Annotated in this window: 20 protein-coding genes; 3 read left to right on the forward strand and 17 right to left on the reverse strand. The window is 71.7% G+C overall.

Annotated elements, in window-relative coordinates; all coding sequences use genetic code 11:
• Positions 1-82: 82 nt before the first annotated feature.
• From aroQ to ABZ135_RS29160, 11 genes are all read right to left on the reverse strand, one after another.
• Positions 83-529, reverse strand: coding sequence for a type II 3-dehydroquinate dehydratase (aroQ, locus tag ABZ135_RS29110; protein ID WP_356699682.1), 447 nt, complete (start codon positions 527-529; stop codon positions 83-85).
• The gene (aroB, locus tag ABZ135_RS29115) at positions 526-1,620 is read right to left on the reverse strand and encodes a 3-dehydroquinate synthase (protein ID WP_356699684.1); all 1,095 of its coding nucleotides are present in this window, start codon (positions 1,618-1,620) and stop codon (positions 526-528) included. The genes aroQ and aroB overlap by 4 nt, the downstream gene beginning before the upstream one ends.
• Positions 1,617-2,135 (reverse strand): shikimate kinase, encoded by a 519-nt coding sequence (locus ABZ135_RS29120; protein ID WP_356699686.1) that lies wholly within the window; start codon positions 2,133-2,135, stop codon positions 1,617-1,619. The genes aroB and ABZ135_RS29120 overlap by 4 nt, the downstream gene beginning before the upstream one ends.
• Positions 2,132-3,316: a chorismate synthase gene (aroC, locus tag ABZ135_RS29125; protein WP_356699688.1), complete on the reverse strand. Its 1,185-nt coding sequence runs from the start codon at positions 3,314-3,316 to the stop codon at positions 2,132-2,134. Before aroC ends, ABZ135_RS29120 begins: the two co-directional genes overlap by 4 nt.
• A gap of 129 nt (positions 3,317-3,445) precedes the next feature.
• Complete coding sequence (locus ABZ135_RS29130; protein WP_356699689.1) at positions 3,446-3,679, reverse strand: hypothetical protein; 234 nt, start codon at positions 3,677-3,679, stop codon at positions 3,446-3,448.
• Between the two features lie 18 nt (positions 3,680-3,697).
• The gene (locus ABZ135_RS29135; RefSeq protein ID WP_356699691.1) at positions 3,698-4,525 is read right to left on the reverse strand and encodes a shikimate dehydrogenase; all 828 of its coding nucleotides are present in this window, start codon (positions 4,523-4,525) and stop codon (positions 3,698-3,700) included.
• Positions 4,522-6,207: an endolytic transglycosylase MltG gene (gene mltG, locus ABZ135_RS29140; protein WP_356699693.1), complete on the reverse strand. Its 1,686-nt coding sequence runs from the start codon at positions 6,205-6,207 to the stop codon at positions 4,522-4,524. The genes ABZ135_RS29135 and mltG overlap by 4 nt, the downstream gene beginning before the upstream one ends.
• A gap of 101 nt (positions 6,208-6,308) precedes the next feature.
• Positions 6,309-6,773 (reverse strand): Holliday junction resolvase RuvX, encoded by a 465-nt coding sequence (gene ruvX, locus ABZ135_RS29145; protein WP_356699720.1) that lies wholly within the window; start codon positions 6,771-6,773, stop codon positions 6,309-6,311.
• A gap of 2 nt (positions 6,774-6,775) precedes the next feature.
• Positions 6,776-9,442 (reverse strand): alanine--tRNA ligase, encoded by a 2,667-nt coding sequence (alaS, locus tag ABZ135_RS29150; protein ID WP_356699695.1) that lies wholly within the window; start codon positions 9,440-9,442, stop codon positions 6,776-6,778.
• Positions 9,442-9,789: a hypothetical protein gene (locus ABZ135_RS29155; protein WP_356699697.1), complete on the reverse strand. Its 348-nt coding sequence runs from the start codon at positions 9,787-9,789 to the stop codon at positions 9,442-9,444. The genes alaS and ABZ135_RS29155 overlap by 1 nt, the downstream gene beginning before the upstream one ends.
• A 5-nt stretch (positions 9,790-9,794) precedes the next feature.
• Positions 9,795-10,226 (reverse strand): DUF948 domain-containing protein, encoded by a 432-nt coding sequence (locus tag ABZ135_RS29160; RefSeq protein ID WP_356699699.1) that lies wholly within the window; start codon positions 10,224-10,226, stop codon positions 9,795-9,797.
• Between the two features lie 177 nt (positions 10,227-10,403).
• Between ABZ135_RS29160 and ABZ135_RS29165 the strand changes: the two genes are divergently transcribed.
• Positions 10,404-12,578 (forward strand): AAA family ATPase, encoded by a 2,175-nt coding sequence (locus ABZ135_RS29165; RefSeq protein ID WP_356699701.1) that lies wholly within the window; start codon positions 10,404-10,406, stop codon positions 12,576-12,578.
• Positions 12,579-12,609: 31 nt separating this feature from the next.
• On the opposite strand, the gene rpsD is transcribed toward ABZ135_RS29165, so the two are convergent.
• The 5 genes from rpsD to ABZ135_RS29190 form a co-directional block, all read right to left on the reverse strand.
• Entirely contained in the window at positions 12,610-13,224 is a 615-nt protein-coding gene (gene rpsD, locus ABZ135_RS29170) for a 30S ribosomal protein S4 (protein WP_345490235.1), read from the reverse strand.
• A gap of 357 nt (positions 13,225-13,581) precedes the next feature.
• A complete protein-coding gene (locus ABZ135_RS29175; protein WP_356699703.1) occupies positions 13,582-14,934 on the reverse strand; it encodes a replication-associated recombination protein A in 1,353 nt (450 codons plus the stop codon).
• Between the two features lie 57 nt (positions 14,935-14,991).
• Positions 14,992-15,618 carry a vitamin K epoxide reductase family protein gene (locus ABZ135_RS29180; RefSeq protein WP_356699705.1) on the reverse strand — a complete coding sequence of 209 codons (627 nt, stop codon included), beginning with the start codon at positions 15,616-15,618 and terminating at the stop codon, positions 14,992-14,994.
• Positions 15,619-15,766: 148 nt separating this feature from the next.
• On the reverse strand, positions 15,767-17,029 hold the full coding sequence (hisS, locus tag ABZ135_RS29185; RefSeq protein ID WP_356699708.1) for a histidine--tRNA ligase: 1,263 nt from the start codon (positions 17,027-17,029) through the stop codon (positions 15,767-15,769).
• A gap of 10 nt (positions 17,030-17,039) precedes the next feature.
• Positions 17,040-17,747, reverse strand: coding sequence for an MBL fold metallo-hydrolase (locus ABZ135_RS29190; RefSeq protein WP_356699710.1), 708 nt, complete (start codon positions 17,745-17,747; stop codon positions 17,040-17,042).
• Positions 17,748-17,909: 162 nt separating this feature from the next.
• Between ABZ135_RS29190 and ABZ135_RS29195 the strand changes: the two genes are divergently transcribed.
• Together ABZ135_RS29195 and ABZ135_RS29200 are read left to right on the forward strand one after the other, a co-directional pair.
• Positions 17,910-18,695: a peptidylprolyl isomerase gene (locus ABZ135_RS29195; RefSeq protein WP_356699712.1), complete on the forward strand. Its 786-nt coding sequence runs from the start codon at positions 17,910-17,912 to the stop codon at positions 18,693-18,695.
• Positions 18,696-18,905: 210 nt separating this feature from the next.
• Positions 18,906-20,135: a DUF349 domain-containing protein gene (locus ABZ135_RS29200; protein ID WP_356699714.1), complete on the forward strand. Its 1,230-nt coding sequence runs from the start codon at positions 18,906-18,908 to the stop codon at positions 20,133-20,135.
• A 90-nt stretch (positions 20,136-20,225) separates the two neighbouring features.
• Here ABZ135_RS29200 and ABZ135_RS29205 read toward each other — a convergent pair whose 3' ends face one another.
• Positions 20,226-22,694 carry a bifunctional (p)ppGpp synthetase/guanosine-3',5'-bis(diphosphate) 3'-pyrophosphohydrolase gene (locus tag ABZ135_RS29205; protein ID WP_356699716.1) on the reverse strand — a complete coding sequence of 823 codons (2,469 nt, stop codon included), beginning with the start codon at positions 22,692-22,694 and terminating at the stop codon, positions 20,226-20,228.
• Positions 22,695-22,946 lie beyond the last annotated feature (252 nt).

The raw sequence follows: 22,946 nt of genomic DNA on the forward strand, positions 1-22,946 counted from the left end.
CCGATGATTCCGTCGTTGCCGGAACGTTACCGCCCCCGGCTTCTCCAGGGGAAACGGCCGGGGGCGGATCGACGTGCCCGGATCAGGAATCGAGCTCCTCGGCGAGCGCGCGCAGGGCGAGCCGGTAGGAGCCGATGCCGAAGCCGGCGACGGTTCCGGTGGCCACGGCGGCGACCACCGAGGTGTGCCGGAACTCCTCGCGGGTGTACGGGTTGGAGATGTGCACCTCGATCAGCGGCGCGGTGCGCTGGGCGGCGGCGTCGCGCATCCCGTACGAGTAGTGGGTGAAGGCGCCCGGGTTGAGGACGACCGGCAGGGAGCCGTCGGCGGCCTCGTGCAGCCAGCGGATCATCTCGCCCTCGTCGTTGGTCTCCCGCACCTCGACGTCGAAGCCGAGCTCCTCGCCGAGGGCGCGGCAGGACTCCACGAGCCCCTTGTAGGAGGTGGCGCCGTAGATGTCGGGCTCCCGGGAGCCCAGGCGGCCGAGGTTGGGGCCGTTCAGCACCAGGACACGGCGCGGTTCGCTCACGCCGACACCTCGCCGTACGCGGCGACGAGGACGGCCGGGTCCGGGCCCTCCAGGACGGTCGGCTTGCCGAGGCCGTCGAGGACGATGAAGCGGAGCAGGTCGCCGCGGGACTTCTTGTCGACCTTCATGGTCTCCAGGAGCTTGGGCCACTGGTCGCCGCGGTAGGTGAGCGGCAGCCCGACGGACTCCAGGACGGCGCGGTGCCGGTCGGCGGTGGCGTCGTCGAGGCGGCCGGCGAGCCGGCCGAGCTCGGCGGCGAAGACCATGCCGACGGAGACGGCGGCGCCGTGGCGCCACTTGTACCGCTCGTTCTTCTCGATGGCGTGGGCGAGGGTGTGGCCGTAGTTGAGGATCTCGCGGCGGCCGGCCTCCTTGAGGTCGCCGGAGACGACCTCGGCCTTGACCTGGATGGAGCGGACGATCAGCTCGGCGGTGTGCGGTCCCGCCGGGGTGCGGGCGGCCTGCGGGTCGGCCTCGATCAGGTCGAGGATGACCGGGTCGGCGATGAAACCGGCCTTGATGATCTCGGCGAGGCCGCTGACGTAGTCGTTGACCGGCAGCGAGTCGAGCGCGGCGAGGTCGCAGAGCACGCCGGCCGGCGGGTGGAAGGCGCCGACGAGGTTCTTGCCCTCGGCGGTGTTGATGCCGGTCTTGCCGCCGACGGCCGCGTCGACCATGGCGAGGACGGTGGTGGGCACCGCGATCCACCGCACGCCCCGCAGCCAGGTCGCGGCGACGAAGCCGGCGAGGTCGGTGGTGGCCCCGCCGCCGACGCCGACGATGAGGTCGCTGCGGGTGAAGCCGGTCTGGCCGAGCGCCTTCCAGCAGTAGGCGGCGACCTCGGCGGTCTTGGCCTCCTCGGCGTTGGGCACCTGGATGGCGACGGCCTCGTAGCCCTGGTCGGCGAGGTCGGCGCGCAGCGCCTCGCCGGTCTCGGCGAGCGCCTCGGGGTGGATCACGGCGACCCGCTTGACCGAGGGGCCGATGAGGCCGGGGAGCTCGCCGAGGAGCTGCCTGCCGACCAGCACCTCGTACGGGTCGGTACCCGCCGAGCCGCCGACCTGGATACGGGTCACTTCCTGGTCCGTCATACGTCCTTCAGCTCCAGTGCGTCGAGGATCGCGTCGGCGACCTCTTCGGGCGTGCGCTCGTCCGTGGCGACGACGACACGCGCGACTTCTTCGTACAGGTGGCGGCGCGCCTCCATCAGCTCGCGCCACTGCCGGCGCGGGTTGACGGCGAGGAGCGGCCGGGCGGCGCCGAGGCCGACGCGGCGCACGGCGGCCTCGACGTCCATGGAGAGGTACGCGACGGGCAGCCCGCGCAGCAGGGCGCGGTTGCCCTCGTCGAGCACGGCACCGCCGCCGAGCGCGAGGACGCCCTCGTGCTGGGCGACGGCCGTGCGTACGGCCGCGCGTTCGAGCGCGCGGAAGTGGTCCTCGCCGTCCTCGACGAAGATGTCGGCGATCTCGCGTCCCTCGGCGGCGACGATGTCGGCGTCGGTGTCCCGGTAGGCGGCTCCGAGCCGTTCGGCCAGGAGCGCGCCCACGGTGGACTTGCCGGAGCCCATGGGCCCGACGAGGACGACCAGCGGGCCGCCGGTCACCGGATGTGGAGGTGGTCGAGGTAGGAGCGGACGTTACGGCGGGTCTCGGGGACCGAGTCGCCGCCGAACTTCTCCAGGACCGCGTCGGCCAGGACCAGCGCCACCATCGCCTCCGCCACGATGCCGGCGGCCGGGACGGCGCAGACGTCGGAGCGCTGGTGGTGGGCGGCCGCGGCCTCGCCGGTGGCCACGTCGACGGTCGCCAGCGCCCGCGGGACGGTGGCGATCGGCTTCATGGCGGCGCGGACGCGCAGCAGCTCGCCGGTGGTCAGACCGCCCTCGGTGCCGCCGGAGCGGCCGGAGGTGCGCCTGATGCCCTCGTCGGTCTTCACGATCTCGTCGTGGGCCTTGGAGCCGGGGACGCGGGCGAGCTCGAAGCCGTCGCCGACCTCGACGCCCTTGATGGCCTGGATGCCCATGAGGGCGGCGGCGAGCCGGGCGTCGAGACGGCGGTCCCAGTGGACGTGGGAGCCGAGGCCGACGGGCACGCCGTAGGCGAGGACCTCGACGACGCCGCCGAGGGTGTCGCCGTCCTTGTGGGCCTGGTCGATCTCCGCGACCATCGCCTTCGACGCGTCGGCGTCGAGGCAGCGCACCGGGTCGGCGTCGAGCTTCTCGACGTCGGCGGGGGTCGGGTAGACGCCGTACGGGGCCTTGGCGGCGGCCAGCTCGACCACGTGGGAGACGATCTCGATGCCGGCCGCCTCCTTGAGGAAGGAGCGGGCGACGGCGCCGAGGGCGACGCGAGCGGCGGTCTCGCGGGCGCTGGCGCGCTCCAGGATCGGCCGGGCCTCGTCGAAGCCGTACTTCTGCATGCCGGCCAGGTCGGCGTGACCGGGACGGGGCCGGGTCAGGGGCGCGTTGCGGCCCGTCTCCTTGAGCTCCGAGGGGTCGACCGGGTCGGCCGACATGACCTTCTCCCACTTGGGCCACTCGGTGTTGCCGACCATGACGGCGATCGGCGAGCCGAGGGAGAGACCGTGGCGGACGCCGCCGAGGAAGGTGATCTCGTCCTGCTCGAACTTCATGCGGGCACCGCGTCCATAGCCGAGGCGACGCCGCGCGAGATGGTCCGCCACCAGCTCCGTGGTGACCGGAACGCCGGCCGGAAGTCCCTCAAGGGTTGCAACCAGCGCGGGTCCGTGGGACTCCCCCGCCGTCAGCCAACGCAACCTGCTCAACGATGCTCCTCATGCTCGCGCCTGGCACTGCGACGGCGCGACCTGGGTGCGCGGCCCCGGTCCGCCACCCCGATCCTCCCACGTCCCGGCGGTCGATCGACCGCCGGTCCACGAGTCGGGACACATGTCTCACGTCTCGGCCGAGGTTTCCGCCGCGTCGGGCGGGGTGGCACCCCGCTCCCACCACCAGTCGCGGACCCGGACCCCGATCACGTAGAGGACGAAGGCGCCCCCGAGCGTGAGTACCGGATATCGGATCCAATCGGGCAGCGCCATGAAGGCGATCCTGATCAGTCCCCACACCAGATGGACGAGATCGAATCCGATATCCCACTTCGACGCGAGCAGCACGTCGCCCCCCATTCACGCAATGTCCTGTGCTCAGCGCTCGGCGAGCGCCTTCTCCCCCGCCGCCCGCATCGCCGCCAGCGGGCCCGGGGCGCGGCCGGTCATCTGCTCGACCTGGAGGACCGCCTGGTGGACCAGGAGGTCGAGCCCGCCGACGACCTTCCCGCCGCGGGCGGACCAGGCGGCGGCAAGGCGGGTGGGCCACGGGTCGTAGAGGACGTCGAACAGAGTGCCGGGAGCGTCGGGGACGGACGCGGCGAGCGCGTCCGTGGTCCCGGCGGGGGTGGTGGCGATCACCAGCGGCGCGCCGAAGCCCTCGGCGGCGGCGTCCCAGGCGGCGGTGCGCACGTCCACGCCGAGCCGCTCGCCCCAGCCCCGCATCTCCTCGGCGCGGGCCTCGCTGCGGACGTAGGCGGTGACGGGGCCCGAGCAGATCCGGGCGAGCGCGGCGAGCGCCGAGGAGGCGGTGGCGCCCGCGCCGAGGACGGCCGCGGAGTCCACCTTCTCGACGCCCCGCTCGCGCAGCGCGGCGATCATGCCGGGGATGTCGGTGTTGTCGCCGACCCGGCGCCCGTCCTCGGTGAGGACGACCGTGTTGACCGCCTCCACCGAGGCGGCGGTGTCGGTGACCTCGTCGAGCAGCGGGATGATCGCCCGCTTCAGCGGCATGGTCAGCGACAGGCCGGCCCAGGAGGCGTCCAGCTCGCCCACGAAGCCGGGCAGCGCGGCCTCGTCGACCTCGAAGCGGTCGTACGACCAGTCGTCGAGGCCGAGCTCCCGGTACGCGGCCCGGTGCAGGACCGGCGAGAGGGAGTGGGCGATGGGCGAACCCAGGACGGCCGCCCGGTGTCTCGTACTCACTGCCCCGACTTCTCCCGCTCCTTCTCGTACTCCGCGACGTTCTTGTTGTGCTCGGCGATCGTCACGGCGAAGACCGTCTTGTTCTCGTTGATCGACACGAAGTAGTACCACGGGCCGGGCGTCGGGTTCAGGGCCGAGTGGACGGCCTCGAGACCCGGGTTGCTGATCGGGCCGGGGATCATGCCCTGGACACGGTAGGTGTTGTACGGGTCCTGGATCTTGCGCAGGTCCTTGACCGCGCCGACGTCGAGGGTGCTCTCGCCCCTGAGGTAGTTGACCGTGGAGTCGAACTCCAGCCGGCCGACCGTCTCCATGTTGCCCGGCTTGAGGCGGTTGTAGACGACCCGCGCGACCTTGTCGAAGTCGTGCTTGTACTTGCCCTCGACCTGGACGAGGCTCGCGACCGTGATGAGCTCCCACGGCCCGTCGAGGCCGAGCTCCTTGGCCTTCGCGTCGAGGTCGAGCTTGCCGTACTCGGCGGTCGAGCGCGCGACCATCTTGCGCAGGACGTCCTCCGGCTTGGTGCCCTTGGCGACCGGGTAGCTCGCGGGGAAGAGGAAGCCCTCCAGCGGGTCCTTGACCTCGGCGTGGTTCTTCGCCCAGTCGGGCAGGCCGAGGCTGTTCGCCTGCTTGTGGGCGATCTCCTTGGTGGTGCCGGGCTTGAGGTCGAGGCGCTTGTCGAGCTGGTCGTAGATCCAGGCGTTGCGCTTGCCCTCGGGGATGACGAAGTTGGCCTGGCTCATCGGGTTGAGCATGAGCGCGACGGCGCTCTCGGCCGACATCTCCTTCCGGAGGGTGTAGACGCCGGCCTGGATGAGCTGGCCCTTCGGGTTCTTCTGCTGGGCCGAGACGAAGGCGTCGACGCTCTTGACGACACCGTTCTTCTTGAGGATGTTGCCGATCTCGTAGCCGAGGGCGCCCTTGGGGATCTCGACCTGGACCTCGCCGCTGCCCTGGCCCGTGTAGTCGGGCGCCGCGCCGAACTGGCCCTGCCAGAACTGGTAGCCGAAGTAGCCGACGCCGCCGACGCCTCCCACGAGGACCATCGCCACGACGAGGCAGGCGACCCCGTTCTTGGCCTTCCTGCCCTTGTTCTTGTTCTTGCCGCCGCGCCGGTCGCGGCCGGCGCGGCGGCCGGCCGGCGCCTCGTCCCGGTCGTCCCGGTCGTCGCGGTCGCCCCGGTCGTCGCGCTCGTCGTCGGGCGCGTCCTCACCGGTGAAGAAGGGGTGCCGCTCCTCTTCCTGCGGCTCCGCCTCCCAGTCGGTCACCGGCTGCGGCGGCACCTGCCGGCGGCCGGGGGGCTGCGGCGGCGGGTACGCCTCGGGGGTGCCGTAGAGGTCGGGGTCCTGGCCACCGTAGGGATCGGCGGGAGGGGCGTTGTACGGCATGGCCGCCTGGCCGGTCTCCCAGGTCGTGTCGTACTGCTGTGCGGGGTACCCGGGCGTGTCGTATCCGCCCGGATTCCCGTACTGCTGCTCGCCGTACTGCTGTGCTCCGTAGTCCTGCGGCTGCTGCTGGTACATGCCGTCGGCATACACCTGCTGCTGCCCGTACGGGTCCTGATGGCCGTACTGCTGCGCCTGCTGCGGGTACTGCTGCTGGCCCTCCCACCCCTGGTCCCCGTACAGCGGGTCCGTGGGGTGCCACGGTTCGGAGCCGGGGCTCCGGCCATACTCAGTCATCGATCCCCAAACAGCCGCGAGGCTTCCGGACGTTCCGCCTCTACGTTGTGCGGCGACTGTTCGAACACCGCCGCATCGCGCGGAACGTTACCGTATCGCGATCAGATGACCACTTCGACGCCCTCACCGGGCGGATTACCTGATACCCGTTCGGACTCAAGAGCGTTCTGAAGGATGATCACAGCGGCGGCCTGATCGATGACGGACCGTCCCTTCTTCGCCTTCACTCCCGAGGCCCGCAGCCCCTGGGTCGCCGTGACCGTCGTCATCCTCTCGTCCACCAGCCGGACCGGGACCGGGGCGATGCCCTTGGCCATCTCCCGCGCGAAGGCACGGACCTTGGTGGCGGCCGGGCCCTCCCGCCCGCTGAGCGAGCGGGGCAGGCCCACGACGACCTCGATCGGCTCGTACTCCTCGACGAGTCGGCGCAGCCGCCGGTGGGCGGCCGGGACGTCACGTCCCGGCACGGTCTCCACCGGCGTGGCCAGGACCCCGTCGGGGTCGCACGAGGCGACCCCGATCCGGGCGTCCCCGACGTCGACCGCGAGACGGCGTCCGCGACGCATCGTCACGCGGTCTCCACCACGAGACGCTCGACGGCCTCGATGGCCTCGCCGACGGCCTGCGGGTTCTGGCCGCCGCCCTGGGCGACGTCCGGCTTGCCGCCACCGCCGCCACCGAGGGTCTTGGCGGCCGTGCGGACCAGCTCGCCGGCCTTGAAGCCGCGCTCACGGGCGGCCTCGTTGGTGGCGATGACCGTGAGCGGCTTGCCGCCCACGGTGCTGAACAGGGCCACGACGGCCGGGCGGTCCGAGGGGATGCGGCCGCGGACGTCGAGGACCAGCTTGCGCAGGTCGTCGGCGCCGGTGCCGTCCGGCACCTGGCCGGTCACCAGGGCGACACCGCGGACGTCCTTGGCGGACTCGACCAGACCGGCGGCGGCCTGCAGGACCTTCTCCGCGCGGAACTTCTCGATCTCCTTCTCGGCGTCCTTCAGCTTGCCGAGCATCGAGGAGATCTTCTCCGGCAGCTCCTCCGGACGGCCCTTGACCAGCTCCTGGAGCTGGGCGACGACCGTGTGCTCCTTGGCGAGGAAGTTGTAGGCGTCGACGCCGACGAGAGCCTCGATGCGGCGCACGCCGGAGCCGATGGAGGACTCGCCGAGCAGCTTCACCAGGCCGAGCTGGGCGGTGTTGTGCACGTGGGTGCCGCCGCACAGTTCCTTGGAGAAGTCGCCGATGGTGACGACGCGGACCTTCTCGCCGTACTTCTCGCCGAACTCGGCGATGGCGCCCTGGCGCTTGGCCTCGTCGATCGGCATGACCTCGGCGTGCACGTCGAGCTCGCGCGAGAGGACCTCGTTGATCTTCTGCTCGACGTCCATGAGGACCGTGCCGGGGACGGCGTTCGGCGAACCGAAGTCGAAGCGGAAGCGGCCGGGCTGGTTCTCGGAACCGGCCTGGGCGGCCGTCGGGCCGAGGGCGTCGCGCAGCGCCTGGTGGGTCAGGTGGGTGGCCGAGTGGGCGCGGGCGATGGCCCGGCGGCGGCGCACGTCGATGGCGGCGTAGGCGGTGGCGCCCACGGTCACCTCGCCGACCTGCACCGAACCCTTGTGCACGGAGACGCCGGGGACCGGCTGCTGCACGTCGCGGACCTCGATGACGGCACCGGAGTGCAGCTTGATGCGGCCCTGGTCGGCGATCTGGCCGCCGCCCTCGGCGTAGAACGGGGTGCGGTCGAGGACGACCTCGACCTCGTCGCCCTCGCTGGCGGCCGGCGACGGGACGCCGTTGACCAGCAGGCCGACGACGGTGGTCTCGCCCTCGGTGTTGGTGTAGCCGGTGAACTCCGTGGCGCCGGCGGTGTCGGCGATCTCGCGGTACGAGGTGACGTCGGCGTGGCCGGTCTTCTTGGCCTGGGCGTCGGCCTTGGCGCGCTCCCGCTGCTCCTTCATCAGGCGGCGGAAGCCGTCCTCGTCCACGGACAGGCCCTGCTCGGCGGCCATCTCCAGGGTGAGGTCGATCGGGAAGCCCCAGGTGTCGTGGAGCAGGAACGCCTTGTCGCCGGAGAGGACCGTGCCGCCGGCGGCCTTGGTCTCGGTGACGGCGGTGTCGAGGATGTTGGTGCCGCCCTTGAGGGCCTTCAGGAAGGCGGCCTCCTCGGCGAGGGCGACGGCCTCGATGCGCTTGCGGTCGGTGACCAGCTCCGGGTACTGCTCGCCCATCGTGTTGATCACGGTGTCGACGAGCTCGCCGACGACCGGTCCGGTGGCGCCGAGCAGGCGCATGTTGCGGACGGCGCGGCGCATGATGCGGCGCAGCACGTAGCCGCGGCCCTCGTTGCCGGGGGTGACGCCGTCGCCGATGAGCATCACGGACGTGCGCATGTGGTCGGCGACCACGCGCAGCGAGACGTCGCTGCCCTGGGCCTTGCCGTAGGTGACGCCGGTGAGCTCGGTGGCCTTGTCGATGACGACCTTGAGGGTGTCGGTCTCGTACATGTTCCGGACGCCCTGGAGGATCATCGCCAGGCGCTCCATGCCGAGGCCGGTGTCGATGTTCTTCGACGGCAGGTCGCCGAGGATCGGGTAGTCCTTGCCCGGGCCCTCGCCGCGCTCGTACTGCATGAAGACGAGGTTCCAGATCTCGACGTACCGCTCGTCGTTGACGGCGGGGCCGCCCTCGACGCCGAACGCCGGGCCGCGGTCGTAGTTGATCTCGGAGCAGGGGCCGCAGGGACCGGGGACGCCCATGTCCCAGAAGTTGTCCTTCTTGCCGAGGCGCTGGATGCGCTCGGCCGGGACGCCGACGACGTCGCGCCAGATCTGCTCGGCCTCGTCGTCGTCCTGGTAGACGGTGATCCAGAGCTTCTCCGGCTCGAGCCCGTAGCCGCCGTGCTCGACCGAGGAGGTCAGCAGCTCCCAGGCGAGCTTGATGGCGCCTTCCTTGAAGTAGTCGCCGAAGGAGAAGTTGCCGCACATCTGGAAGAACGTGCCGTGGCGGGTGGTCTTGCCGACCTCTTCGATGTCGGGCGTGCGCACGCACTTCTGCACGCTCGCGGCGCGCGGGAAGGGCGGCTTGACCTCACCCAGGAAGTAGGGCTTGAAGGGCACCATGCCGGCGGGGACGAGCAGCAGAGTCGGGTCGTCCGCGATGAGCGACGCCGAAGGGACGACGGTGTGCCCGCGCTCCTCGAAGAAGCTCAGCCAGCGGCGGCGGATTTCAGCCGACTCCATCAGTGGTCCTCATTCCGGTTGTACGAAAGCGAATAGGTGGTCGTGTCGGTGGGGGTGCGCGAGCCGAGCGCGGCCCGGCGCTGCGATGCCGGCAGCTCGCGGTCGTGCTCCGGGTCGACCGGCGCGTCGAGGCCGAGGGCCTCGCCGAGCTCCGCCTCCCGCTGGAGCATGTTCGCCCGCACGTCGAGGGCGAAGTCCTTCAGCCGGTGGCCCGCCTCGACGGCCTTGTCGGCGGCCTGGGCGGCGAGGCTCTCGGGGGTCAGCCGCTTGAGCTTCTGGTTGACCTTGGTGGTGGCCCACACACCGGCGGCTGCGCCCGCGGTGAACCAGAACGTACGGCGGAACATCGTGCTCAGCCCTTCTGCTTCCGGCGCCTCGCGGAGGGCACGGTGCGACCGACGATCACAGTACGCCGGTCGGCCGCCGGCGGCGTGTCCGCCCGGCCCCGGCCCAGCGCCCTGCGCACCCCGTAACCGAAGGCGGCCACCTTGACCAGCGGGCCGCCGAACGTGGAGGCGACGGTGGTGGACAGCGCGGAGGCGTTGGAGGTGACCTCCTGGACGTCCGAGGCGATGGCGTCGACCCGGTCGAGCTGGGTCTGCGCGGAGCGCACGGTCGCGGAGGCGTCCGCCAGCAGCGGGACGGCCTGCTCGGTCACGTCCGCCACGAGCTTGGTGGTCGCCTTGAGCGTCTGCGCCAGTCTCACCAGCACCACGGCCAGGAAGGAGACGAGAATCGCCCAGAACACGGCCACCAGGATCCCGGCAACCTCACCACCGGTCACTCCGCACCGCTCTCTGCTGTCGTCGGGCCCCGGACGGTCGTCGGACCCGTGCTGATATACGTCCTCCGACCCTATCGCGCCCGAGGTCTTCCGCCGTACCGCATTACCGGCCGCGGGAGGGGAGGTGCGCGGGACCGATTGTACGGAGTGCGCGCGGGTGAGTACGCTCCGTGTGCCATGCGACGGAGCAATCTCCCTGCGGAGCTGAATCGGTTCGTGGGACGGGCCGCGGAACAGGACGAAGTGGCCCGGCTGCTCGGCGAGTTCCGCCTGGTCACGGTCGTCGGGGTGGGCGGGGTCGGCAAGACGCGGCTGGCGCTGCGGGCCGCCGGAGCCCTGCAGAAACGCTACGCCGACGGGGTCCGGCTCGCCGAGCTGTCCTCGCTGCGCGACCCGGAGCTGGTGGCGCACGCCCTGGTCGAGGCGCTCGGACTGACCGACCACACCGTGCGGGGACCGCGCGAGGTGCTGCGCGAGCACCTCGCGGAGCGGCGGCTGCTGCTCGCGGTGGACGGCTTCGAGCACCTGGTGGACGCGTGCGCCGGGCTGCTGCGCGAGCTGCTGCTCGGCTGCCCGGGGCTCACGGTCCTCGCGGCGGGCCGCCGGCCGCTGCGGGTGGACGGCGAGGCGGTGTTCGGGCTCGCGCCGATGCGGGAGGCGGACGCGCTGGCGCTGCTGACCGGGCGGGCCCTGGAGGCGGGGGCCACCGCGGTGGGCGATCAGGACACACTGCGGGAGCTGGTCCGCCGCCTGGACGGGATTCCGCTGGCGCTCGAACTGGCGGCGGCGCGACTGCCGCTGCTCACACCGGAGCAGATGCTGCGGCGGCTCGACGACCGCTTCCGGCTGCTCGACGGCGGCCGGCGGGGCGCGCTCCCCCGGCACCGGACGCTGCGCACGGCGATCGGCTGGAGCCATGAGCTGTGCACGCCGGAGGAGCGGCTGCTGTGGGCGCGGCTGTCCGTGTTCGCCGGGCCGTTCGACCTGGAGGCGGTGGAGTACGTCTGCGGGGGCCCGGAACTTCCGGCGGACCGGGTGCTCGACGTGCTGGGCGAGCTGCTCGCGCAGTCCGTGGTGGCGCGGGAGGACACGCCCGCCGGGCCGCGCTACCGGATGCTCGACACGGTCGCCGCGTACGGGGCGGAGTGGCTGGCGGCGCTCGGCGACACCGAGCGGATGCGCCGCCGGCACCGGGACTGGTACATGGGGTTCGCCACCTGGTGCGAGCTGGAGTGGTTCAGCCCCCGGCAGGCGGAGGTCGCGGCGGCCACGGACGTGGCGCTGCCGAATCTGCGGGCGGCCCTCGAACTGTGTCTGGAGTCGGCGGAGGAGGCCGCGCTCGCCCAGCACCTGGCGGGGACGCTGTGGTTCTACTGGGCGGGGTGCGGGCGCCTTTCGGAGGGGCGGCACTGGCTGGACCGGGCGCTCGCGATGCCCGCCGCCCAGGAGGTCGTGCTGCACGAGGACGCGCGGCTGAAGGCGCTGTGGGTGCTGGGCTATGTGGCGATCCTGCAGGGCGACCCGACGGCCGCGGTGGCGGCGCTGCACGAGTGCGGGGAGCGGGCCCGGATCACGGGGAACGTCGTGGCGCGGGCGTACGCGACGCACCGGATGGGGTGTCTGGCGCTGCTGTCGGACGACATGCCGCGGGCCGAGGAGCTGATCGGCGAGGCGCTGGAGACGTACCGGGAGATCGGCGAGCTCAACAGCAACGTGCTGATGGGGCAGGTCGAGCTGGCGATGGCGCGGGCCTTCCAGGGCGATCTGGAGGGTGCGGTGGCGCTGTGCGGGCAGGTGCGCGAGGTCTGCGAGGAGCGGGGCGAGCGCTGGACGCGGGCGTACGCGCTCTATGTACTCGGCTACGCGGCGCTGACCGGCGGCGACCACGCGACGGCGCGGGAGCTGCTGACCGAGTGCGTCTCGATCAACCACGCCTTCCACGACCTGGTGGGTCTGGTCCTGGCGATGGAGCTGCTTGCGCTGGTCACGGCGGCCGAGGGCGATCCGGCGGAGGCGGCGGTGCTGCAGGGCGCGGCCCGGCCGGTCTGGGACTCGGTGGGCGTGCCGGTGTTCGGTTCGGCGTACTTCAACGCGCCGAGGGCGCTGTGCGAGCGTCGGCTTGCCGAGGCGCTGGGCGGCGAGGGCTACGCGGCCCGCTACCGGGAGGGGCAGGCGCTGTCGCTGGACGCGGCGGTGGAGCGGGCGCTCGCCGAGCGCCGGGACGCGGCCGGCGACGCGGGCGCGGAGGCGCGGGTGCCTCGCCCGTTCCGTACGGGGGGCCGGTCACCGGCTCCGGAGACGCGGAAGCCCGCCGGCTCCCCCACCGGAAAGGGCGGGGAAGCGGCGGGCTGAACACCGCGGAGGTGTACTGCGGCCGGCTGGATCAGCGGGCGTAGTACTCGACGACGAGCTGCTCGTCGCAGATGACCGGGATCTCCTTGCGGTTCGGGTCGCGGTCGAGGCGGAAGGCCAGGGCCTTCAGGTTGACCTGCAGGTAACGCGGGGTCTCACCCTCGGGGGCGAAGCCACCCTCGCGGGCGACCTGGAAGAGGGTCTTGGAGCGGGACTTCTCGCGGACCATCACGACGTCGTCGGGACGGACGCGGAAGGACGGCTTGTCGACCTTCTGGCCGTTGACCTGGATGTGGCCGTGGACGACCATCTGACGGGCCTGGTAGATGGTGCGGGCGATGCCCGAACGCAGGACCAGGGCGTCGAGGCGACGCTCGAGCTCGACGACCAGCGCCTCGCCCGTCTTGCCCTCGGCCTTCTTGGCGCGGTCGTAGGCGCGGGCCATCTGGCGCTCGCTGATGTCGTACTGCGCGCGCAGACGCTGCTTCTCGAGCAGACGGACCTTGTAGTCCGAGTTCTGCTTGCGGCCACGGCCGTGCTCACCCGGCGGGTAGGGGCGGGCCTCGAAGTACTTGACGGCCTTCGGCGTCAGGGCGATGCCGAGGGCACGCGACTTCTTGACCTTGGGGCGGGACTGGTTCGGCATGAACCAACCTCTCTGTTCTGTACGAATACGGCTTCACCAGTGGTTAGGGAGGTCGCATCCGCAGCCGGGAAACCCCGCGGGTCCTCGACGGACCTGCCGGGCAGCCGCTCCCTGGTCTGGGCACGTACGTGCAGCACGCGAACGACCCACCGCCGCGTCCGGTGACCCGGAGGGTGGTGGGTGGCACGCGACACCTTCGAAGGTGCGCGACGCTCCTGGAACTCCGCACGGAGGCGGTGTTCCGGCTGACTGTCCCGCTCTGGTGGCGCCGGCCGGGGCCGGACACGGGACGCAGCACTCCGCACGAGTGTACCGGTTCGGCGGAGCGGCCGTGCACGGGGCCGGCGACCCCGGCCGTCAGCCGCCCTCCCCGCGCAGCCTCTCCCGGACCTTCTCGACCACGTCCGCGTAGCGCGCCTCGGCGCCGTACCGCGTCGGCTCGTAGTAGCGCTTGCCGTGGACGGTGTCCGGCGCGTACTGCTGGGGCGCGATGGCACCGGGGACGTCGTGGGGATACACGTACCCCTGGGCGTGGCCGAGCTTGGCCGCGCCCTTGTAGTGGCCGTCGCGCAGATGCGGCGGGACCGGGCCCGCGAGGCCGTTACGGACGTCGGCCCGGGCCGCGAAGATCGCGTTCGTCGCCGCGTTGGACTTGGGGGCCAGGGCCAGGGCGATGGTGGCGTGGCTCAGGGTGAGGGCGGCCTCGGGGAAGCCGATCATCGCGACGGCCTGGGCGGCGGCGACGGCCAGCGGCAGCGCGTTCGGATCGGCCAGGCCGATGTCCTCGCTCGCCGAGATCATCAGCCGCCGGGCGATGAACCGGGGGTCCTCGCCCGCCTCGATCATCCGGGCCAGATAGTGCAGCGCCGCGTCCACGTCCGAGCCGCGGATCGACTTGATGAGGGCGCTGGCCACGTCGTAGTGCTGGTCGCCGTCCCGGTCGTACGTCACGGCCGCGCGGTCGACGGTCTCCTCGACCGTCTGGAGGGTGATCTCCGGCTCTTCCTTGGCGAGGGCCGCGCCCGCCGCCGCCTCCAGGGCGGTCAGGGCGCGCCGGGCGTCGCCGCCGGCGATCCGCAGCAGATGGGCCTCGGCGTCCTCCGGCAGGGTCACGGCGCCGCCGAGTCCCCGCTCCTCCTCCAGGGCGCGGCGCAGCAGTCCGCGCAGGTCGTCGTCGGTGAGCGGCTCCAGGGTGAGCAGCAGCGAGCGGGAGAGCAGCGGGGAGATCACCGAGAAGTACGGATTCTCGGTGGTGGCGGCGATCAGCGTCACCCAGCGGTTCTCCACGGCCGGGAGCAGCGAGTCCTGCTGGGCCTTGGAGAAGCGGTGGATCTCGTCGAGGAAGAGGACGGTCTCCTTGCCGTAGCCTCCGGCGGCCCGGCGGGCCCCGTCGATGACGGCGCGGACCTCCTTGACGCCCGCGGTGATCGCGGAGAGCTCCACGAAGCGCTTGTCGGTGGCCTTCGACACCACATAGGCCAGGGTGGTCTTGCCGGTGCCGGGCGGCCCCCAGAGGATCACCGAGGAGGCGCCCGCGGGTCCCCCGCCGTCACCGACCAGCCGGCGCAGCGGCGAGCCCGGCTTCAGCAGATGGCGCTGGCCCACGACCTCGTCGAGGGTGCGCGGACGCATCCGGACGGCCAGGGGGCTGCTGGACGGGTCCTTCTCCTGGCGTTCTTCGGCGGCGGCGGTAAAGAGGTCGGGCTCCACGTCATGAAGCCTAAGTCAGACCACTGACAGTCCCCGCCGGGGCGGCGGCCCGGCCGGTCAGCCCGTCCAGAACTCCCACCAGCGGGTCAGGATCAGCATCCCGATGATGCCGGCGTGCACCGTCGGCAGGACCCAGGTGAACTCGTCGAAGAAGCCGCGCAGGCCGGCGGGGGCGGGGATCACGCCGCGGCGGACGTTGTGCGAGGTCGTGTACCAGAACATGACGAGGGTGGCGACCCAGGCGAGGCAGCACCACAGGCACAGCGCGTTGATCTCGTACAGCGACTGGATCATGAGCCAGGTGCAGAAGCCGACGCCGAAGAGGGTGCCGGCGTTGAGTCCGAGCCAGTACCAGCGGCGGTAGCGGGCGCCGGCGAGGAGCCCGGCGCCGAGGGCGACGACGACGGCGTACGTGACGAGGCCCAGCATCGGGTTCGGGAAGCCGAACGCCGCGGCCTGCTCGCTCTTCATCACGCTGCCGCAGGAGACGATCGGGTTGAGGCTGCACGCGGGCGTGAAGGTCGGGTCCTCGAGGAGCTTGAACTTGTCGAGCGTGATCACCCAGGAGGCCAGGAGCCCGGCGGCGCCGGTGATCACCAGGATCCAGGCGAAGCCACGGCCGGCGCCGATGGTGCGGGAGTCCTCCCGCTCGGCGGTCCGGTTCGCTGCCGCTGCTTTCGTCATGCGCTCTGCTCGCTCTTCTCGGTCTGCTCGCTCTTCCGGTCCCTCGACCCGGCACGGTCATTGTGCCGCACAGGGTGGCACGGGCGGCGTGAGCGGACGGTAAGGGCCCCCGGCGTGCGCCGGGGGCCCTCCGTGGCCGTCGTACCGGTCAGGCGAGCTTCGCCTTGACCGCCTCCACCAGTGCGTCCAGGGCGACCGCCCGCTGCTCGCCGGACTCCATGTCCTTGAGCTGGACGACGCCCTCGGCGAGGTCGCGCTCGCCGGCGACGAGGGTGAGGCGGGCGCCGGAGCGGTTGGCGTCCTTCATGGAGCCCTTGAGGCCCTTGCCGCCGAAGGAGAAGTCGGCGGCGACGCCCTCCCTGCGGAGCTCGGTGACCTTGCCGAACAGCACCCGGCGGGCCTCCTCGCCGATGGCGACGGCGAAGACGCTGGTGGTCGCCGGGATGTCCAGCTCCACGCCCTCGGCCTCCAGGGCGAGGACGGTGCGGTCCACACCGAGCGCCCAGCCGACCGACGGCAGCGCCGGGCCGCCGATCATCTCGGACAGGCCGTCGTAGCGGCCGCCGCCGCCGACCGCGGACTGCGAGCCCAGGCCGTCGTGGACGAACTCGAAGGTGGTGCGGGTGTAGTAGTCCAGGCCGCGCACCAGCTTGGGGTCGTCCTCGAAGACGACGCCCGCCGCGGTGATCAGCGCGCGGACCTCCTCGTGGTACGCCTTGCACGCGTCGCACAGGTAGTCGCGCAGCAGCGGGGCCCCGGCGAGCTGCTTCTGCACCGACTCGCGCTTGTCGTCGAGGACGCGCAGCGGGTTGATCTCGGCGCGGCGCAGGGTGTCCTCGTCGAGGTCGAGGCCGCGCAGGAAGGTCTGCAGGGCCTCGCGGTAGACGGGGCGGCACTCCTTGTCGCCGAGCGAGTTCAGCAGGATGCGGTAGTTCCGCAGGCCGAGGGAGCGGTATGCCTGGTCGGCCAGGATGATCAGCTCGGCGTCGAGCGCCGGGTCCTCGGCGCCGATGGCCTCGGCGCCGACCTGCGAGAAGTGGCGGTAGCGGCCGGCCTGCTGCCGCTCGTAGCGGTAGTAGGAGCCCGAGTACCAGAGCTTGACCGGCAGGTTGCCCTGCTTGTGCAGGTTGGCCTGGAGGGCCGCGCGCAGGACGGAGGCCGTGCCCTCGGGACGCAGGGCGAGCTGGTCGCCGCCCTTCGTGGTGAGGGTGTACATCTCCTTGGTGACGATGTCGGTGGACTCGCCGACGCCGCGGGCGAAGAGGTTCACGTCCTCGAAGCCGGGGGTCTCGACGTAGCCGTAGCCGGCGTTCCTCACCTGGGTGGCGATCGTGTCGCGGACCGCCAGGAAGACGGCGGAACGCGGGGGGATCAGGTCGTACGTGCCCTTGGGGGCCTGAAAGGTGCTCACGTGGGTCTCGTCACATTCCTCGTCGGGGAGCGTCCGCGCTCCCGAGGCCGGAGGCCACCTGCCGCAGGTAGGGGTTGGTGGCGCGCTCCTGGCCGATGGTCGTCTGGGGACCGTGCCCCGACAGCACCACGGTCGAGTTGTCGAGCGGCAGGCACACACGGGCCAGCGACCGCATCATCTCGTCCATGTCACCGCCGGGCAGGTCGGTGCGTCCGATGGAGCCGGCGAACAGCAGGTCGCCGGAGAAGAAGACGGAGGGGATCTCCGTGGTCTCCGGCGTCCGGAAGGTCACCGACCCCTTGGTATGACCGGGCGCGTGCGCGACGGAGAACTCCAGACCGGCGAGCTTCAGCTCGGCGCCGTCGGTGAGCTCGTGCACGTCGTCCGGCTCGCCCACGGTCAGCTCGCCCATGAGGGGCATCCCGATGGAGCGGCCGAGCGCCTTCTCCGGGTCGCTCATCATGTACCGGTCGGCGGGGTGGATCCACGCGGGGACGTCATGGGCGCCGCAGACCGGGACGACGGAGGCGACGTGGTCGATGTGGCCATGGGTGAGGACCACGGCGACGGGCTTGAGCCGATGCTTCTTCAGCGTCTCCTCGACACCCTGGGCGGCCTGGTGGCCGGGGTCGATGATGACGCACTCCTCGCCTGCGGCGGGGGCGACCACGTAACAGTTGGTGCCCCAGGCCCCGGCGGGGAACCCGGCAATCAGCACGATCGTCCTTATTTGTCGTCCGGCAGAAGGCCGCTGCGGTGCGCTGTGCAGCGGAATGCAGCAGATCAGAGCCTACCGGCGCTGCGTATTCCACAGCCAACCCGTATACGGTACGGGCCATCCGGCCAGGACTGAACAGACGATCGACAAGGAGCGGACCCGGTGGTCACCAGCGATCAGCGGCGGCGGCAGCTCGCCAGAGAGAAGTACCTGCGGCAGCAGCAGCGGCGTGAGGAGGCGCGGCGCAGGTCGCGCCGCAACATCGTCATCGCCTCCACGCTGGCGGTCGTGCTCGCCGCGGGCGGCGCGGTATGGGCGTCGGTGGCGCTGACCGGCGACGACGCGAAGAGCTCGGACGTGGCGTCGAGCCCGTCGAACACTCCGAGCCCGGAGCAGAGCACGCCCTCGCAGCCCGAGCCGGCGATGGCGATCGACAAGAAGGCCACGTACACGATGGCCCTGAAGACCAACCTCGGCGACATCACCGTCACGATGGACGCGGCGAAGGCCCCGCGGACCGTGAACTCCTTCAAGCACCTCGCCGACAAGAAGTACTTCGACGGCACCAAGTGCCACCGCCTCACGACCTCGGGCATCTTCGTGCTCCAGTGCGGCGACCCGAAGGGCGACGGCACCGGCGGGCCGGGCTACTCCATCCCGGACGAGAACCTCAACGGCCTGGGCAAGGCCGGGGCGGACGGCTCGGTGACGTACCCGAAGGGCACCGTGGCGATGGCCAACGCCGGACCGAACACCGGTGGCAGCCAGTTCTTCCTGGTCTACAAGGACACCAAGCTCCCGCCGAGCTACACCCCCTTCGGCACCTTCGACGCCGACGGCCTGAAGCTCGTCGAGGAGGTCGCGAAGGCCGGTGTCGCGGGCGGCGCGGGCGACGGTGCGCCGCAGAAGGCCGTCACCATCCAGAAGGCCGCCGTCACCAAGAAGTGACGCGGGGGCGGCCCGGGACCCCCACCTGCGCGTGACCGCCGAATTTCGGTCGCGCTGAGTGCGGACAGCCGGGCCGCCGTTCGCCTAGATTGGCGTTGTGCAGCGCAGGCCGTCGGCCGCGCTGTGGAGGGCGGGCGAGGCCCGCCGGGAAACCGTGGACGATGCCCAGGGGGCGGGGCCCCCGAGTCGGCATCATGTTGAGGAGGCGCTGTGAGCAGCGACCCGTGGGGCCGCGTCGACGAGACGGGCACCGTGTACGTGCGTACGGCCGAGGGCGAGAAGGTCGTCGGTTCGTGGCAGGCCGGCAGCCCCGAGGAGGCGCTGGCCTACTTCGAGCGCAAGTACGAGGGCCTGGTGGTCGAGATCGGCCTCCTCGAGAAGCGGGTGAGGACCACCGACCTCTCGGCGAAGGACGCGCAGGCGGCCATCGAGCACATCCGCCGGCAGGTCGAGGAGCACCACGCGGTGGGCGACCTGGCCGCGCTGGCGGCCCGGCTCGACAAGCTGACCGAGACGGTGGAGTCGCGCCGCGAGGAGCGCAAGGCCCAGAAGGCGAAGCAGGCCGACGAGGCCCGCGCCGCCAAGGAGGCGCTGGTCACCGAGGCCGAGGAGCTGGCGCAGAGCGAGCAGTGGCGTGCCGCGGGCGAGCGGCTGCGGGCGCTCGTGGACACTTGGAAGGGCCTGCCGAGGCTGGACCGGAAGTCCGACGACGAGCTGTGGCACCGCTTCTCGCACGCCCGCTCGGCCTTCTCCAAGCGCCGCAAGGCCCACTTCGCGGCGCTCGACGCGCAGCGCGAGGAGGCCCGCAAGACGAAGGAGAAGCTGGTCGCCGAGGCCGAGGCGCTGTCGAACTCGACCGACTGGGGTGCGACGGCCGCCCGCTACCGCGAGCTGATGGCGGACTGGAAGGCGGCGGGCCGGGCCCAGCGCGAGCACGAGGACGAGCTGTGGAACCGCTTCCGCGGTGCCCAGGACGTCTTCTTCGCGGCGCGCGGCGAGGTCTTCGCGGAGCGGGACGCCGAGCAGACCGAGAACCTCAAGCTGAAGGAGGAGCTCGCGGCCGAGGCGGAGAAGCTGGTGCCGGTGAAGGACCTGAAGGCGGCCCGTGCCGCGTTCCGTTCCCTCAACGAGCGCTGGGAGGCCATCGGCCACGTGCCGCGCGACGCCCGCCCGAAGGTCGAGGGCCGGATGCACGCCGTGGAGCGGGCGATCCAGGAGGCCGAGGAGGCCGAGTGGCGCCGCACCAACCCGGAGGCGCGGGCGCGTGCCGCGGGTCTGACGGGCCAGCTCCAGGACGCGGTCGACAAGCTGCGGAAGCAGATCGACGCGGCCCGCGCGGCCGGCAACGACGCCAAGGCCGACAAGCTCGCCAAGGAGCTCGAGGGCCGTCAGGCGCTGCTCGACCAGGCGCTGAAGGGCCTGCAGGAGTTCGGCGGCTGAGACCCCGTCCCGGCTGATACGGGGAGGGCCCCCGGCGCGTGTGCGCCGGGGGCCCTTTCCGTGCCGTACGGGTGCGGACGCGGCGTACGGCTAGGGGCGCCGCGCGCTGGTGACGCGGTAGACGTCGTAGACGCCCTCCACGCCCCGGACGGCCTTCAGGACGTGGCCGAGGTGCTTGGGGTCGCCCATCTCGAAGGTGAAGCGCGAGGTGGCCACCCGGTCGCGGGAGGTCTGCACGGCCGCGGACAGGATGTTGACGTGCTGGTCCGAGAGGACCCGGGTGACGTCCGAGAGCAGCCGGGAGCGGTCCAGCGCCTCGACCTGGATGGCGACCAGGAACACCGAGGACTGGGTGGGCGCCCACTCGACGTCGAGGATGCGCTCCGGCTCCCGGGACAGCGACTCGACGTTGACGCAGTCGCTGCGGTGCACCGAGACACCGCTGCCGCGGGTGACGAAGCCGATGATCGGGTCGCCGGGCACGGGCGTGCAGCAGCGGGCCAGCTTCACCCAGACGTCCTCGACGCCCTTGACGACGACACCCGGGTCGGCGCTGGAACGGCGCTTGGAGCGGCCGCGGGACGGCGGGGAGGTCTCGGCGATGTCCTCGGTCGCGGCCTCCTCGCCGCCGAGGGCCTGGACCAGCTTCTGCACGATGGACTGCGCGGTGACATGGCCCTCGCCGATCGCCGCGTACAGCGAGGAGATGTCGCTGTAGCGCATCTCGTGGGCGAGGGTGACCAGCGAGTCGCCGGTGAGGATCCGCTGGATCGGCAGGTTCTGCTTGCGCATGGCCCGCGCGATGGCGTCCTTGCCCTGCTCGATGGCCTCGTCGCGGCGCTCCTTGGAGAACCAGGCGCGGATCTTGTTCCGGGCGCGCGGGGACTTGACGAAGCCGAGCCAGTCCCGGGAGGGTCCGGCGCCGGCGGCCTTGGAGGTGAAGACCTCGACCAGGTCGCCGTTGTCGAGGGTCGACTCCAGCGGGACGAGCCGGCCGTTGACCCGGGCGCCTATGGTGCGGTGGCCGACCTCGGTGTGCACGGCGTAGGCGAAGTCGACCGGGGTGGCGCCCGCGGGCAGCGCTATGACGTCGCCCTTGGGGGTGAAGACGAAGACCTCGTTGCGGGAGAGGTCGAAGCGCAGCGACTCCAGGAACTCCGAGGGGTCCTCGGTCTCCTTCTGCCAGTCGAGCAACTGGCGCAGCCACGCCATGTCGTTGAGGTGGTCGTCCTTGCCGCCGACCTTCCTCGGCACGTCGGCACGGACCTTGGAGGCGCCGGCGACGGCCTCCTGCTTGTACTTCCAGTGCGCGGCGATGCCGTACTCGGCCCGGCGGTGCATGTCGAAGGTGCGGATCTGGAGCTCGACCGGCTTGCCGTTGGGGCCGATGACCGTCGTGTGCAGCGACTGGTACATGTTGAACTTCGGCATCGCGATGTAGTCCTTGAACCGGCCGGGGACCGGGTTCCATCGCGCGTGGACGGTGCCCAGGGCCGCGTAGCAGTCGCGGACGGTGTCCACGAGGACGCGGATGCCCACCAGGTCGTAGATCTCCGCGAAGTCCCGGCCACGGACGATCATCTTCTGGTAGACGCTGTAGTAGTGCTTAGGGCGGCCGGTGACGGTGGCCTTGATACGGGCGGCCCGCAGGTCGGCCTGCACCTCGTCGGTCACTATGGCGAGGTACTCGTCCCGCTTGGGGGCGCGCTCGGCGACGAGCCGGACGATCTCGTCGTACATCTTGGGGTAGAGGATCGCGAAGGCGAGGTCCTCCAGCTCCCACTTGATGGTGTTCATGCCCAGCCGGTGCGCCAGCGGGGCGTAGATCTCCAGGGTCTCGCGGGCCTTCTTCTCCTGCTTCTCCCGCTTGAGGTAGCGCATGGTGCGCATGTTGTGCAGGCGGTCGGCGAGCTTGATGACGAGGACCCGGGGGTCCTTGGCCATGGCGACGACCATCTTGCGGACGGTCTCGGCCTGCGCGGCCTCGCCGAACTTGACCTTGTCGAGCTTGGTGACGCCGTCCACGAGCAGGGCGACCTGGTCGCCGAAGTCGCGGCGCAGGGTGTCGAGGCCGTACTCGGTGTCCTCGACGGTGTCGTGGAGCAGCCCGGCCATCAGCGTCGCCGGGTCCATGCCGAGCTCGGCGAGGATCGTGGTGACGGCGAGCGGGTGGGTGATGTACGGGTCGCCGCTCTTGCGCTTCTGGCCGCGGTGCCAGCGCTCGGCGACCTGGTAGGCCCGCTCGATCTGGCGGAGCGTCGCCGTCTCGATCTTCGGGTCGTTGGAGCGGACGATCCGCAGCAACGGTTCGAGGACCGGGTTGTACGGGGAGGAGCGCTGGACGCCCAGGCGGGCCAGGCGGGCGCGGACGCGGCTGGAGGAGCCGCCGGAGCGGGCGGGCGGAGCCGGGGCGGGCCGGGCGGACGGGGCCGGTGCGGGCGTCGCGGGCCGGGGCCGGGTCTCCGCGGGCGGGTTCTGGGGCGCGGCGGGGCCCGTCGCGGCCTTCTCGGCCTTCGGATCGGGCTGCGCGGCGGAGAGTGGCTGGGCCTCGTCTGGCAAGAGCGCTCCTCTGGGGGTCCCTCCGGACGGACTCCGGGGGAGGTTCCGGGTCCCCGGTCAGGCCCGGAAAGGCCATGGTATCGAGCGGGAAGCGCCTGTGCGCACGTGCCTGGGGGCTGAGACGCCGCCGGTGCGGCCACGGTGCTTCGCCGGGTCCCCGTTCCGGGGCCTGTCCGGAAAACGACGGGGGCGGCCCGGGATCAGAACGACCGGTACGACGCGCTGGTCAAGGACACGGAGCGGGACGGCCGG

The sequence above is a fragment of the Streptomyces sp. NPDC006339 genome, from assembly GCF_040612775.1.
GTDB lineage: Bacteria > Actinomycetota > Actinomycetes > Streptomycetales > Streptomycetaceae > Streptomyces.